The 14,414-nt window shown below is 67.6% G+C and carries 12 protein-coding genes; 6 read left to right on the top strand and 6 right to left on the bottom strand.

Annotated features, from left to right (window positions below):
* The first annotated feature begins 2 nt into the window (after window positions 1-2).
* From IG04_RS0126270 to IG04_RS46695, 4 genes are all read left to right on the top strand, one after another.
* On the top strand, window positions 3-902 hold the full coding sequence (locus tag IG04_RS0126270) for a glycoside hydrolase family 18 protein (RefSeq protein WP_030479386.1): 900 nt from the start codon (window positions 3-5) through the stop codon (window positions 900-902).
* Window positions 903-1,018: 116 nt separating this feature from the next.
* The gene (locus IG04_RS0126265) at window positions 1,019-2,479 is read left to right on the top strand and encodes a PKD domain-containing protein (RefSeq protein WP_084402198.1); all 1,461 of its coding nucleotides are present in this window, start codon (window positions 1,019-1,021) and stop codon (window positions 2,477-2,479) included.
* 12 nt (window positions 2,480-2,491) lie between these two features.
* The gene (locus IG04_RS0126260; protein ID WP_030479384.1) at window positions 2,492-3,955 is read left to right on the top strand and encodes a PKD domain-containing protein; all 1,464 of its coding nucleotides are present in this window, start codon (window positions 2,492-2,494) and stop codon (window positions 3,953-3,955) included.
* Between the two features lie 191 nt (window positions 3,956-4,146).
* Window positions 4,147-4,323, top strand: coding sequence for a hypothetical protein (locus IG04_RS46695; RefSeq protein ID WP_157513004.1), 177 nt, complete (start codon window positions 4,147-4,149; stop codon window positions 4,321-4,323).
* Between the two features lie 71 nt (window positions 4,324-4,394).
* Here IG04_RS46695 and IG04_RS0126250 read toward each other — a convergent pair whose 3' ends face one another.
* Genes IG04_RS0126250 through IG04_RS0126240 form a run of 3 tightly spaced genes read right to left on the bottom strand, consistent with a single transcriptional unit; the run spans window position 4,395 to window position 8,223 of the window.
* Window positions 4,395-5,348 carry an ABC transporter substrate-binding protein gene (locus tag IG04_RS0126250; protein WP_030479383.1) on the bottom strand — a complete coding sequence of 318 codons (954 nt, stop codon included), beginning with the start codon at window positions 5,346-5,348 and terminating at the stop codon, window positions 4,395-4,397.
* A 12-nt stretch (window positions 5,349-5,360) separates the two neighbouring features.
* On the bottom strand, window positions 5,361-7,304 hold the full coding sequence (locus IG04_RS0126245; RefSeq protein ID WP_030479382.1) for an ABC transporter permease: 1,944 nt from the start codon (window positions 7,302-7,304) through the stop codon (window positions 5,361-5,363).
* Window position 7,305: 1 nt separating this feature from the next.
* Window positions 7,306-8,223 (bottom strand): quaternary amine ABC transporter ATP-binding protein, encoded by a 918-nt coding sequence (locus IG04_RS0126240; protein WP_211257819.1) that lies wholly within the window; start codon window positions 8,221-8,223, stop codon window positions 7,306-7,308.
* Window positions 8,224-8,565: 342 nt separating this feature from the next.
* Here IG04_RS0126240 and IG04_RS0126235 point away from each other — a divergent pair, with 342 nt between their 5' ends.
* On the top strand, window positions 8,566-9,504 hold the full coding sequence (locus IG04_RS0126235; protein ID WP_051770714.1) for an ABC transporter substrate-binding protein: 939 nt from the start codon (window positions 8,566-8,568) through the stop codon (window positions 9,502-9,504).
* Between the two features lie 9 nt (window positions 9,505-9,513).
* Here the strand turns inward: IG04_RS0126235 and IG04_RS0126230 are convergent, their stop codons facing one another.
* Window positions 9,514-11,283, bottom strand: coding sequence for a hypothetical protein (locus IG04_RS0126230; protein WP_144065727.1), 1,770 nt, complete (start codon window positions 11,281-11,283; stop codon window positions 9,514-9,516).
* Window positions 11,284-11,302: 19 nt separating this feature from the next.
* On the opposite strand from IG04_RS0126230, the gene IG04_RS0126225 reads away from it, so the two are divergent.
* The gene (locus tag IG04_RS0126225; protein ID WP_051770712.1) at window positions 11,303-12,061 is read left to right on the top strand and encodes an alpha/beta hydrolase family protein; all 759 of its coding nucleotides are present in this window, start codon (window positions 11,303-11,305) and stop codon (window positions 12,059-12,061) included.
* A gap of 215 nt (window positions 12,062-12,276) precedes the next feature.
* On the opposite strand, the gene IG04_RS0126220 is transcribed toward IG04_RS0126225, so the two are convergent.
* Both IG04_RS0126220 and IG04_RS0126215 read right to left on the bottom strand, forming a co-directional pair.
* Window positions 12,277-13,845: a LacI family DNA-binding transcriptional regulator gene (locus IG04_RS0126220; RefSeq protein WP_030479377.1), complete on the bottom strand. Its 1,569-nt coding sequence runs from the start codon at window positions 13,843-13,845 to the stop codon at window positions 12,277-12,279.
* A 6-nt stretch (window positions 13,846-13,851) separates the two neighbouring features.
* The gene (locus tag IG04_RS0126215) at window positions 13,852-14,355 is read right to left on the bottom strand and encodes a helix-turn-helix domain-containing protein (protein WP_144065728.1); all 504 of its coding nucleotides are present in this window, start codon (window positions 14,353-14,355) and stop codon (window positions 13,852-13,854) included.
* Window positions 14,356-14,414 lie beyond the last annotated feature (59 nt).

The following is a 14,414-nucleotide window of genomic DNA, read 5'->3' as shown; positions in this document are numbered from 1 at the left end:
GCATGAAGAAACTGTTCCTGGCCCTGCTGCTGGTGGCGCTCGCCGCGCCACCGGCCCAGGCGGCCACCCAGAAGCGAACCGTCGTCTACTACCAGACCCAGTACAGCAACGGCGCGACCGGCACGTATGTCTCGCCCAAGCCCCTGGTCGACCGCAACACCGGCGTCACGGACGTCCTCGTCGCCGCGATCCACCTCAACGACAACAAGATCGTCCACCTCAACGACCACCCGCCGTCGCACTCGCGTTACACGCGGATGTGGCAGGACCTCGCCGCGATGCAGGCCCGCGGCGTCAACGTGATCGGCATGGTCGGCGGCGCGGCACCGGGTTCGTTCCAGCGGCTCGACACCCGGTTCGCCGAGTACTACCCGTTGCTGCGCGACACGATCCGCACCTACAAGCTCAACGGCGTCGACCTCGACGTCGAGGAGCGGATGTCGATCGCGGGCATCCGGCGGGTGATCGACCAGCTCAAGACCGACTTCGGCGCGAACTTCATCGTCACGCTCTCCCCGGTGGCGAGTGCACTGTGGGGCGGCGGCAACCTCTCCGGCTTCAACTACGAGGACCTGTACCGCAGCCACGGCTCGAAGATCGCGTGGTTCAACGGCCAGTTCTACAACGGCTGGGGCAACGCGGGCAGCACCGCGCACTACGACCAGATCATCAACCGGCGGGTGATCCCGGCGAACAAGGTCGTGCTCGGCACCCTCACCAGCACGGCCAACGGCGGGTCGGGCTACGTGAACATGACGACGCTGAGGAACACCGTCACGAGCCTGAAGAACAGGTACGCCAACTTCGGTGGCGTGGCGGGCTGGGAGTACTTCAACTCGCTGCCCGGCGGCACCACGGAGCCGTGGCGGTGGGCGGCGGACGTGACGGCCATGCAGAAGTAGGCCGAACGGCGTAATTCGGGCGGGGTGGGCAACGAGCACCCCGCCCGAAGCGATTAAAGGCCGGGGTAGCCCCGGCCATCGGAGGCTGGGGTTCTGGGCTTTGGGGGAGTTTTCGCATGCCTTCTGCAAGATCGCTGGCGGTCGCGGCCGCCGTGCTGGTGGGGGTGCTGGTGCCGGGTGTGGCACACGCGGCGCCACCGTCCAATGACGACTTCTCCACGTCCACGCAGGTCACGGCACTGCCGTTCAGCGACGACCAGGACCTCACCGGTGCGACGAGGGCACCGGACGACCCGTCCTGGTGCCAGACGTCCATCGAGCGCTCGGTCTGGTACTCGTACACGCCCACCGAGGACGTGATCCTGCGCGCCACGACGGCGGGCAGCAGCCAGAACATGATCATGTCGGCCAACACGGGCCTGCGCGGTGAACTGCGCGGCGTGGACGAGGCGTGCAGCACCGGTGCCTCGTCGCCGATCACGTTCCGCGCCAAGGCGGGCACGACCTACCACTTCATCGCCGGCTACTACGGCGGCACGCTCAAGTTCGCGCTCGACACCGTCGCCCCGGCGCCCAACGACCACTTCGCCCAGGCCCAGCCCGTCACGCTGCCGTTCACCGCGCAGCCGGACGTGACCGTGGCGTCGTTCGAGGCCGACGAGCCCGAGTCGACCTGCGTGTACGAGGAGCAGCGGCCGTCGGTCTGGTACGCCTACACGGCTCCGGCCGAGGCGCTGTCCGTGGTGCCGAAGGTCCAGGGCAGCACGGCGGCCGTCACGGTGTACACCGGCAGCGACATCGCCGGACTCACCCAGGTCACCTGCGCCGACGGCAACGTCTCGCAGCGCGCGGTCTTCCGCACCACTCCCGGCACGACCTACTACCTGCGCTTCACCGCCGCGCACCGCAACTACCAGCCGATCTCGGTGAGCCTGACCGAGGCACCGCCCCTGCAGCCGTACATGGGCGTCAGCGGCAACGGGAACACCGTCTACAGCGACGTGGTGTTCCACCCCGGCTCGAACAACTCCATCGACGGCGAGCTCACCTCCGAGTGGAACTTCGGCGACGGCACGACGCTCCCGGCGCAGAAGGGTTCGGTGTCCCACCGCTACCAGGCCGACGGCACCTACCAGGTGACCATGAAGGCGACCTCGGCCGACGGCCGCACCGCAACCGTCACCGGCCAGGTCAAGATCGAGACCCACGACGTGGGCATCACGAAGTTCGTCGTCCCGGCCTCCGCGCGGGCGGGCCAGAGCAAGCCGATCACGGTGCACGTCGCGAACACTCGGTACCTGGAGAAGACGACGGTGACGCTCTACCGGTCCGACGGCTCGTCGTGGGACGAGGTCGGGAAGCTGACGCTCGACGTGGCCGCGCATCCCACGCGCAAGGTGCAGTTCCCGTTCTCCTACACCTTCACCCCCGAGGACGCGGCGATGGGCAAGGTGGCCTTCCGCGCGGTGGCGTCGCTCCAGTACCCCGCGCAGGACGCCCGGATGCTGGACAACGAGGTCATCTCGATCGCCACGACCGTGCATCCGGCCGCCGTGACCAACTCGGCCATGAACTGACTGGGGGACATCATGAAGAGAACGTTCATCGCCACGGTGGCGGCCGCGCTGGCGACCGCCCTGCTGCCCGGCGTCGCTCTCGCCGCCGACCCGCCCGCGAACGACGACTTCGGCAACGCCACGACGATCACGGCGCTGCCGTTCAGCGCGAAGATCAGCACCGTCGGCGCCACCAAGTCCACCGACGACCCGACCGCGTGCCACTACTGGGGCGAGTCGACCGTGTGGACCCGCTACACCGCGCAGGAGGACGGGTTCCTGCGCGTCTCCTCCTCGGGCGGACCCGCCATCGGCGTGTACACCGGCGACCGCGGCGCGCTCGCGCTGGTGCCGGGTGCCTGCACCTACAACACCGGGTCCTCCGCCGACGTGTTCGCGGTGAAGGCCGGTACGACCTACCACTTCGCACTCATCGAGAGCTACGCGTGGAACGGCCGTGAGTTCACCTTCGACCTCACGACGATTCCGGCTGCCGTTAACGACAACCGCGCGTCGGCGACCGTCACCGGGTTCCCCTCGACGCTGGAGGGCGACCTGCGCCGGGCGAGCAGCGAGCCGGACGAGCTCACGGCGAGCTGCGGTCCCGGTGCCGACAAGTCCGTCTGGTACCGCTACACCCCGGACCGCACCCGCTCGGTGCAGGTAAGCCGGTCCGGCTCCGCCGTGCTGAGCGTCCACCGCACGGCCGATCTGTCTGAAGTGGACTGTGCGGGCACCTCGGACTACTACGGCCTGGTGTTCACCGCGACCGCCGGTGAGAGCTACCTGATCCGCGCCGCCCAGGACGTCGAGCAGGCGGGCCAGTTCGAGCTGAACCTCGTGAACGCCCCCGCCATCAAGCCCAGCGCGTACGCGACCCCCGACCGGCCGTCCGTCTTCGACGACGTCCAGTTCTCGCCCTACGCGGGGGATCCGCTCAACCGCGCATTGGTGAGCGGTGAGATCCAGTTCGGCGACGGCGCAACCACGCCGTTCACCGGCACGCAGGCCGTCGGCCACCGCTACGCCAAGGACGGCAACTACACCGTGCGCGTCACCGGGACCACGATGGACGGCCGGACCGGCACGACCGAGCAGGTGCTGGAGGTGGCCACGCACGACGTCAAGCTGACCGGGCTGTCCCTGCCGGCCTCTGCCCGCGCGGGCGACACCAAGCGGATCAAGGTGTCGGTCGCCAACACGCGCTACGACGAGAACGTCCGCGTCTCGCTGAAGCGCAAGACGACGAGCGGCTACTACGAGGAGATCGGCTACCTGACGCAGCGCGTGGCGGCGTCGCCCACCGGCAAGGTCGAGTTCCCGTTCGCCTACACCTACACGGCGGCTGACGCAGCGGCGGGCCAGGTGGAGTTCAAGCTCGTGGCGGAGCTGAACCGGTGGGAGTACGACGACGCACAGCCGGCGGACAACGAGCTCGTCGCCGTCACCGCGGTGCACGCGGCAGCCAGGACGCCCGCGAACGCGCAGATCAGCTAGCGGAGAACTGACAGGGCCCTCCCGCCGCGACCCCTCAGGTCGTGGCGGGAGGGCCCTTCCGCCTGAGAGCGGCCCCTGGGTAAGGGGTCTCGCGGCGGCGCCTTAGGTGATCGTCCGATGTAAGGGGTCACCCCTCAGGAGCAATCTCATCGTTGTCAGCAAGCGAGAGAACGCACTGAGGAGTGAGTCAGATGGAGTGGACGCCCGAAGCGATCAAGGCGGAGATGGACTACCGGCAGGCAGCCCTGCGGGAGGACGCCCGCCAGGCCCGCGAGTACTACCGCCAGGGCGGCAAGCCGCGTTCGTGGTGGCACCGCATGACACACCACCACGAGCCTGAGGTTCCCGCCGGACAACAGGCTGCGTGATGCCGGGGGTAGTCGTAGGGGGTGTGGTTCCTCTCGTCCAGGAACCACACCCCCTACGGCTCATGCTGTGACTAGGCCTTGGGGAGCCACGCCTTGACCTTGTCGGCGTTGGCGTCCGCCCACTTCTTGGCGGCGTCCTCGGGCTTCATCTTGTCCTCGGCGATGTACTTCGCCACGGTGTTCTGGTCCTCGTTGGTCCACTTGAAGTTCTTGACCAGCTGGAAGGCCGGGCCGTTGGCGTCGGCGAACTTCTTGGACACGAGCTTGTCGAGGTCGTAGTCGGGGTAGTCGCAGGCGATCTTCTCGGCGTCGGCGTCACAGCCCGGCGTGTACGCGGGCAGCTTCACCTTCTCCAGCTTGACCTCGTTGAGCAGCCACTGCGGCGAGTAGAAGTAGCCGAGCACCCACTTCTTGTCCTTCTCGGCCTGGCGGAAGGCCTGGATCAGCGCGGTCTCGCTGCCGCCGTAGACGACCTTGTAGTTGAGGTTCAGGTTCTTCACCAGAGCCTCGTCGTTGGTCACGAACGACGGGTCGCCGTCGAGCAGCTGGCCCTTGTCGCCGGACTCCGAGGTCTTGAACTTGTCGGCGTACTTGTTGAGGTTGTTCCAGTCGAGGATGTCGGGGTGCTCCTTGGCGAGCCACGGCGGCACGTACCAGCCGATCTGCCCCTTCACGCCCGTGGACCCCGCGCTGACGGCGGTCTTCTGCTCGTCGATGTACTTCTTGCGCAGGTCGTCGTGGCCCCAGTTCTCCACCACGGCGTCGACCTCACCCGTGCCGAAGCCCTGCCAGGCCACCTCTTCCTTGAGCTCCTTCTTGGTGACCTTGCACTTGAGCTCCTTCTCGGCCACGTACGCGAGCACGGCCGCGTTCGCCTCGTAACCGACCCACGGATTGATCGCGAGGTTGAACGTGCCGCAGTCGCCGGTCGCACCCGTAGAGGTGTCACCGACCTTGGCGCCACCGCAACCAGCAAGGGCGAGTGCTCCGACGAGCACTGCTCCCAGCACGCTGTGCCTAGCCACTTTCCGAACCTCCTAGTTGGTCCACCGCTTGGCGGCCGCCTGGGTGAGGCGGTCGAGCATCACGCCCAGCACGACGATCGCGGCACCGGCCGCGAGCCCCTTGCCGTACAACTGGCCCTGCGAGAAGCCGGCCACCACGTCGTAGCCGAGCGCGCCGGCGCCGACGAGACCGCCGACGACGACCATCGAGAGCACGTAGATCAGGCCCTGGTTGGCGGCGAGGGTCAACGCGCCGCGCGCCATGGGCAACTGCACCTTCACGATCGTCTGCCACGAGCTCGATCCCAGCGCCGTGGAAGCCTCGACGGTCGCGGGCGACACCGCGCGGATGCCGTCCGCGATGATCTTGATCGCCACCGGCGCCGCGAACACCACGGCCGCGATGATCGCGGTGAAGCGCGACGCGGAGAACAACGCCAGGAAGGGCACCAGGTAGACGAAGGCGGGCATCACCTGGGCGGCGTCGAGGACCGGCCGGATGAACCGGTCGGCGCGCGTGCTCCGTCCCATCCAGACACCCACGACGATGCCCAGTGCCATCACCATGATCGTGGCGACCAGCGTGGACGCCAGCGTGATCATCGAGTCCTGCCAGAGGCCGGTCGCGATCAGCAGGCCGACGCACACGGCGGAGACGATCGCGGACCGCACGCCGCCGATCATGAACGACAGCGCGACGATCACCAGTGCCACCAGGAACCACGGCGACTCGGCCAGCAGCGCCTGCAGCGGGTTGATCAACGCGAGCGTGACGAAGTCCTTGAAGCCGTCCGTGATCACCGGCAGCGAGTCCTGCGCCCAGTCCGTCACGGCGGTCGCGCCCGTGCGGATCGCACTGCCGATCTCCACGTCCGACTGGAACTCCGCCGCCCACAGGTAGGTGTAGGAGAGGTAGACGCAGACACCGGTGATGCCCAGGCCGCCGAACAGCGCCCAGCGCGGGAGCGTGCGGCGCTCGCTCGCGGCGGCGGTCGTCACGCGGTCCAGCACGATCGCCATCACCACGATCGCGAGGCCCGCGTTGAACGCCGTGCCGACGTCGAGGGTCTGCAACGCCTTCACGACGGTCTTGCCGAGGCCCGGCGCGTCGATCAGCGCGGCGATCGTGACCATTGCCAGCGCGGCCATGATCGTCTGGTTGATGCCGAGCACGATGGTCTTGCGCGCGGACGGCAGCAGCACCTTGACCAGCGTCTGGTTCCGCGTCGCACCAAGCGATTCACTCGCCTCGACGGTGTTGCGCGGCACCGAGCGGATGGCGTGCGCGGTGATCCGGATCGCGGGCGGTGCCGCGTAGATCAGCGTCGCGATCGTCGCCGAGGCAGGGCCGATGAGGAAGAACAACGTCAGCGGTGCCAGGTAGACGAACGTCGGCATGGTCTGCATGAAGTCGAGCACCGGCGTGAGGATCCGGTTGGCCCGATCGGACAGTCCTGCCCAGATTCCCAGCGGAATGCCGACGAGCAACGAGATCACGACCGCGGCGAGGGTCAGCGAGAGCGTGTCCATGCTCTCCTGCCACAGGCCCTGCAGGCCGAGGAACACGAAGCCCGCGACGGCGAGCAGGGCGATCCGCCAGCCGGCCACCGCGAGGCTGACGAAACCGGCGATCGCGACCACGCCGAGCCAGCCGATCACCGGCACGGGCCGGCCGAACGACGGCTGCGCGATCATGGCTTGGATGAAGGTCACGAACTCGTCGATGACGAGCCGGATCTCGTTGAAGAAGTACAGGAACAGCGGATTGGAGTTCCTGGACGCGCCAACGGCGTCGTTGACGTCGTTGATCCACCGGTGCAGCGGGGTGAGGTCGGCGGCACCGAGCGCGAGCGTCCCGACGTTGCGGAACACCATCCACAGCACCAGCCAGGCCAGCACGATGCCGGCGAAGATCAGCGATTTCCTGTGCTGGAGCACCCGAGGTAGTAGCTGCCGAGGGGCGGCGACGGCAACCATGTCACGCCTCCCCGGCCACGACCCCGAGGATCTCCTCGTCCGCGACCACACCGAGCAACTCGCCGTTCTGCACGACCTTCACCGGCTTGTCCGCGCTCAGCACGCTGCGGACGGCTTCCCGCACAACGGTTTCCGGCGACAGCTCCGGCCCGTCGAGCTCGTCGTCGGGGCGCGGCGGACGCATGATCCACTTCAGTGTCAGCACGTGCGACTTGGGCACGTCCCGCACGAAGTCGCGCACGTAGTCGTCCGCGGGCGCGCCGACCAGTTCGTCACCGGTGCCGACCTGCACGACCTGGCCGTCACGCATGATCAGGATGCGGTCGCCCAGCTTGAGCGCCTCGCTCAGGTCGTGGGTGATGAAGACCATCGTCTTGCCGACCTCGCGGTGCAGCCTGATGACCTCGGACTGCATGTCACGCCGGATCAGCGGGTCGAGCGCGGAGAACGGCTCGTCGAAGAACAGGACGTCGGGGTCGCCGGCGAGTGCGCGCGCGAGACCGACACGTTGCTGCATACCGCCGGAGAGCTGGTCCGGATAGGACTTCTCGTTTCCGGACAGTCCGACGAGGTCGATCACTTCCTGTGACCGTTCTCCACGTTTCGCGCGCGGTACCCCGCGGATTTCCAGGCCGTAACCGACGTTCTCGGCCACGGTCCGGTGCGGCAGCAGACCGAAGTGCTGGAACACCATGGAGAACTTGTTCCTGCGCAGGTCACGCAGGCGCTTCGGGTCCGCTTCGAGAATGTTCTCGCCTTCGAACATGATCGTGCCCGCGGTCGGTTCCACCAGCCGCGTGAGACAACGGACCAGTGTGGACTTACCCGAACCGGACAGTCCCATCACCACGAACATCTCACCGGGAGCGACATCGAAGTCGACTCCCCGCACGGCGGCGACGGAACCTGTGCGTTCCATCAGCTCCTGCCGCGACAAGGCTTTGAGCTCGTCCGAGGCCACCAGTTGAGATGCGTTGGGGCCAAACACCTTCCACAGGTCCCTGACCGAAATCACGGGATCCACGCCAAACCACTCCGACCTGTTGCGGACTGCGCACACCGTTTCTCGATGCGCGACAGCATTGACCTTCACACGGATACGGTCAAGGGCTGATACAAATCAGATCCTTTGTGGACAACCAATCATCCCATGACTTGACTAGCTCTGATCGTTAGGGAAAAGCTGAACTGAGCGGTCTCCTGCATCGCTCTTCCCCCCGACGAGGAGCTGTTCGTGCAAGCCCCCAGAATCGCTCTGGCAATGACGTTCGTGTTGACAATTGCCGGTTGTGGCGGTGGATCAACCGCATCACCGCGCTCCAGTTCGGCAGCACCCACCGAACCCTGCGACTCCATCACCATCGCGGTCAACCCCTGGGTCGGCTACGTGGCGAACGCGGCCGTGATCGCGTACCTCGCCGAGAAGCGGCTCGGCTGCAAGGTGACGAAGAAGGAAGTCGACGAACAGACAGCCTGGCAGGGCCTCGACTCCGGCGAGATCGACGTGATCCTGGAGAACTGGGGTCACGAGGACCTGAAACAGAAGTACATCGAGGAGAAGCGCTCCGCCCTGCGGGTGGGCCCGACCGGCAACAAGGGCGTGATCGGCTGGTACGTGCCGCCGTGGATGAAGAAGGAATTCCCGGACATCACGAACTGGCAGAACCTCAACAAGTACGCGGACAAGTTCAAGACCGCCCAGTCCGAGGGCAAGGGGCAGGTGCTCGACGGCGACCCGTCGTTCGTGACGAACGACGAGGCCCTGGTCAAGAACCTGAACCTCAACTACAAGGTCGTCTACGCGGGCAGCGAGGAAGCGTCGATCAAGGCGTTCCGCCAGGCACAGGAGAAGAAGACGCCGCTCATCGGCTACTTCTTCGAGCCGCAGTGGCTGCACCTCGACATCGAGCTCGTGAAGATCGAACTGCCCGAGTACACGGCGGGCTGTGACGCGGACGCGGCGAAGGTCGCGTGCGACTACCCGCGCTACGAGCTCGACAAGATCGCTTCGAAGAAGTTCATGGACAAGGGCGGCCCCGCGGCCAGGCTCGTGCAGAACTTCCAGTGGAGCAACGACGAGCAGGACACGGTCGCGTCGTTCATCGCGAAGTACAAGATGTCGCCCGACGAGGCGGCGAAGCGGTGGGTCGAGGCGAACCCGGACCGGGTCGAGGACTGGCTGAGGAAGGCCAAGCCGTAACCAACGGCCTCAGTTCCGGCCGCGCGACCACCACTTCTCGTCAGGCCCGGAGATGTCCTCGACGCTGAGCCTGCGCACGGACCCGGCGCGCTTGAGCCGGGCCACCAGCTGGTCCTGTCGTTGCGCGAGCCGGCGGTAGATCTCCACGGCGGAGGTCTCCTGCCGGCTGCCTCGTTCCTTCTGGGCGCGTCTTTCGACGGTCCGCCAGTTCCCGAGGAACTCGAGTGTGAGATCGGCGACGGCCTGGCCGGCGTGCGCGGTCAGCGTGTCGGCGGGCGAGGCGAACCGTCCCGCGTGGAACGCCAGGTTCCTGGTGACATAGAGCCACTCCAGCAGCGCGGCGGCGGTGTCCTCCTGTTCGCGCAGCCAGCCCGCCAGGACCTTCGAGTCGGCGAGCCTGGCGCGCCAGAGTTCCGTGAGGTCCTGCACGAGACCACCCTCGCTCTCGGCGAGCGCGGTGATGGCCTTCTGGGCGGCTTCGAGCCGCGCGTCCGGGCGGTTGTGCTGGATGAGCACCTCCAGCCAGGCGTCCACCGACTTCAGGTGGTGTTTCACGCCGGTGGTCGGCACGTGCGCGTCGAGCGGTTTACGCAGGTCCGTGTCGTGGTTGGTGACCACGACGTGCAGGCTGACGAGGTGCTGCCGCAGCATCTGCAGCGCACACGCCTTGGCCAGCCACGCGATCTTGCCCGGGTCGAGCCCGGTCGCCTCCAGCGCACTCCACGCGAGCCCGGCGCTGGCCATCGGCGCGTCGACCTGCCGCGCCAGGTTCGCCACCCGCATCGCGCTGCGCAGCTCCGCCGGCCAGTACGCGGTGAGCGGGTAGGCGTTGCCGACCGTGCGCTGGTGCTCGGTGCCGCGCGTGACCCGTCCGCCCGGTTCGCTGACCTGCCAGACCGGCGCGATGTTCAGTTCGGTGAGCCGCTCCCCCGCCGCGTACTGGTCGAGCACCTCACTGAGGATCCGGCGGCCCCTCAGCGCGGCCGTGTGCACGTCCGCCGCCTCGACCGGCACCCGCACCAGCACCGACGACCCGTTGACGGCCTCCTTCAGGAAGTCGTCCTTCGGTAACCTGTTGCGGTGCAACGGTTCCTGCCGCGCCTGGGGCAACAGCTCGTCCAGGTGCCTGAGCACGCGCGCACCCCTCACCACGAACGCGACGACGTGCTTCTGCTTGCGGGGCCACAGCACGTCGGCGAGATCGCCGCGCTTCTTGAGCCACCGCAGCAGGTCCGTCCTGAGCTGCCTGCCGTCCCTGCCGTGCACCGCGACGACCACCGCGACCTCGGCGATCATCCTGGCGCGCAACGGAAGCTCGATTCCGTTCCACAGTGGAGTGATCCACTTCTGCACCGCACCGCGCAGCTTCCCGGGGTCGAGCCTGGCCGCGGCGTCGGCCGCCACCTGAGGATCGAACCTCTGACCGTCCGCGACGATGGCCGCGTCGACCTTCACCAGGATCCTGCGGGCCTTGGCGAGCTCCAGTCCGCCGCCGTGGGCGTAGGCGGGTTTGGCGGCGTCCATGCACGCGAGCGAGGTGGCGATGATGCGCCGCAACAGGTTCCACCGAGGCTGGTCCTCGGTCGCGTGACTCTCCAACGCGGTCTGAGCCCGAGTGACGGCGAGGTACGCGCTGTTGAGCCCCGCGACGTGCTCACCGAGGTGCGCGTCGGGGTCGAGCGCACGCAGCACACCCTGCAGTAACGCCCGCTGCCCGCGATCGAGCCCGGCGTCGTCGAAAGCCTGCCGTAGCCGGGCATCGAGGTACTGGTAGCGCACGTGACGCACCATAGAGGTCATGGACAACCGGAAAGCGGTCTTCGCGGGCATCGACGGCCAGGCACTGGCGGGTCGCCTCGAACTGCCCGCGGGAGACGTCGTGGCCACCGCCGTGTTCGCGCACTGCTTCACCTGCGGCAAGGACTCGGTGGCGGCCGGCCGGATCTCCCGCCGCCTGGCCGAGCGCGGGGTGGCGGTGCTGCGGTTCGACTTCACCGGCCTCGGCCAGTCCGACGGCGACTTCGCCAACACCACGTTCACGTCCAACGTCGACGACCTGGTCTGCGCCGCAGGCCACCTGCGCGACACCATCGGAGCTCCGAGCGTCCTCATCGGACACTCACTGGGAGGCGCCGCCGTCCTGGCCGCCGCGCACCAGATCCCGGAGGTGAAGGCCGTCGTGACGATCGGCGCGCCCTTCGACACCTCACACGTCGAACACCTGCTCGGCTCGTCCAAGGAGCAGATCGAGGCTCAGGGCGTGGCCGAGGTGCAACTGGCCGGCCGCCCGTTCCGGATCAGCAACGGCTTCCTGCTCGACATCAACCAGCAGAACCAGACCGCGTGCATCTCCGGCCTGGACCGCGCGCTGCTCGTCATGCACTCCCCGCAGGACGACATGGTGGGCATCGACAACGCCAGGCTCGTCTTCGACTCGGCGCGCCACCCCAAGTCGTTCGTCTCGCTCGACGGCGCCGACCACCTGCTGACCGGCCGCGCGGACGCCGCGTACGTGGCGGAGGTGCTCGCGGCCTGGGTGAGCCGCTACCTGAGGTAAGCCGAAAGCCCTCGACGAGGTGCTCGTCGAGGGCTTTCGTCAACCGTCGGGGCGACAGGATTTGAACCTGCGACCCCCCGCTCCCAAATATGGTCCGGCGAGGTTCTCCACCAGCCTGAAGAGCGATAACGCCTGGTCTAGCCGTTGGACTGCATTGGGCTGCGTTGGTCTGACCGAGTCCGTTTTCCTTGATCATCTCCCAGTTTTCTCCCCGATCAGCGCGCGATCCCCAGGACACCCCGGTGAGGTTCGCTGACCTTGCGGGCACGGGCGCGCAGCAGCTCGTCCAGCACGGCGACAGGCGACCGCGGGCACAGCGCCAGCCGCGCGTCCAGCGAGGCCTCCCACGCGGCCGTCAGGCCGTCGAGCAACCGGTCCCGCATCTCTCGCGTGACGTGGTCGTAGCGCGCCTGGACTGAGCCGTCGAGATGCCCCAGCCGGTCGTCCATCAACGGCGGTGGCGTCCCGAGCCCACGCATCAGCGTCTTGTGCGAGTGCCGCATCCCATGCGGTGTCAGACCTTTCGCGATCGGCATCCAGCAGGAGTCAGCGCGCCCACTGGCGTTGCGTCCGCGCGCCGGTACGCCAGGCCACGGCTCGGCGAGCACCGGGACCGGATGTGCATCGTGCGGCGCCTTCTTCGGGTACCAGCCGGTCGCCGCCGGCTGGAACAGCCACGTCGCGAAGCCGTTGCGGCGCCAGTGCGGAGCCGTCTCCCCTGCCGCTGCACCACGGACGAAGCCGAGCTCGGCGATCGCGCTCCTGACCTGCCGGAGTGTCTCCTCGGCGACGCGGTCCGGGTGGTTGAGCACGTTCGAGACCGTGCCCGTCGACACGCCCGCTCGTCGAGCGACGTCGACGAGCTTCGCGCCAGGTCGACGCGCGGCACCGTTCGCAGCGCCCAGCCCCTTGAACACGTACGTCCGACCGTGGCAGGTGCACGGCGTCGGCCCCGTACGCGCGATGTGGTCGGAGAGCAGCCGCGACAGAAAGGCCGGCGTGTCGATGTCGCGGTACGAGTCGTCCTTCGGTGGGCAACGATGAAGCTCGCTGCTGTCGAGCTCGTACAGCTGCCACTCAACCCGGATCGACCGAAGGCGCCGGTACTCGGTCTCCAAGCCGACGATCTCACCCCAGCGCATCCCGGTGTAGTACTTCGTCACGATGGCCACGAACTCGTCGTCACGGCCCGACAGCAGCGCTGCCCGCTCGGCGATGAGCAGCGTGCCCAGCGGATCGGTGATGACCTTCTCTGGGCCTCGCTCCTTGGCTCGGCCGGCGCGCTTCCCTCGTCCGCGGCGCCGGGTCGCTGGGTTCGTGTCGCGCAGGCCGTCGTCAACCGCGTCCGCAAGGATCAGGTGCAGGTTGCTGCGCCAGCCCTTGACGCTGCTCGGCGCCCACCCGGCGGCGCGCTCTTCCTTCTCCCACTCGGCGATGTCGAACGCGGAGATCGCGCCGATCTCCATCTCCCCGAAGAACGGGATCAGGTGCACCTCAAGGTTCGACTTGTAGGTCTCCATTGTCGACAGAGCGAGGTCCTGTGCCGCGTACCAGCGTGACGCGTAGTCCTCGAACGGGACCTTCCCCGTGGCCGGGTCCCGCCAGGTGCCTCCGCGGACCTTGGCTTCCTCGTCGTCCGCGGCCTGCTCGGCGTCACGCTTCGTGCGGTACTTGATCGTCGCGCCGGTCGCGTCCTGGACCGTGCCGTACTTGCCGGTCGCGATCTTGTATCGGGCGCGGTAGTAGACCCCGTCCTTGCCAGTGCGCTTCTCCGCGTAACCCATGAGGGCCTACCCCTCTGCTCTCGACTCACGCAGCAGCCGGACGCCGTCCACGCGCCGCTGGTAAGCGTCCTGCTCGGCGTACCAGCGGCGCCGGAGGTCCTCGGCGAGCTCGTCAGAGCCCTGCATTCGTTCCCAGTACTCGATCACCTCGTCGAGCGGCACCATGTGCATGTCCAGCCATGCGCGCACCAGCTGCATTGGGGCCTGGCGATTCGGTGTCACCGGGTGCGTTGCGTCGACGGACGGCATCACGAGGAGATCAGTCGGCGAAGTGCCGAGCGCTTCAGCAAGCACGAAAAGCTCGTCGACCGTGATCTCGCGCCGCCGCCGGCCGTCCTTGCCACGCCGTCCGGCCTCGATGTTGGCGATCACGCTCGGCGTCATCTGGGTGGCGCCGAGCTCAGCGCACCGATCGGCAAGTTGTTGGGCGGACCAGCTCCGACGCGCGCGCACCTCCTTGACCCGCTCGGCAACCACATCACTCAGCACTTTCCGTGATTCCTCGGTCATATCGACAAGGTACCGGTCGTAGCGACTTGACAGCAACCGTTAGCAATGATGAGCTACCG

Origin of the sequence: Lentzea albidocapillata (genome assembly GCF_000719115.1) — a bacterium.
Lineage (GTDB): Bacteria > Actinomycetota > Actinomycetes > Mycobacteriales > Pseudonocardiaceae > Lentzea > Lentzea albidocapillata.
The sequence above is the reverse complement of the archived record's forward strand: the minus strand, read 5'-3'. Positions and strand labels throughout refer to the sequence as shown.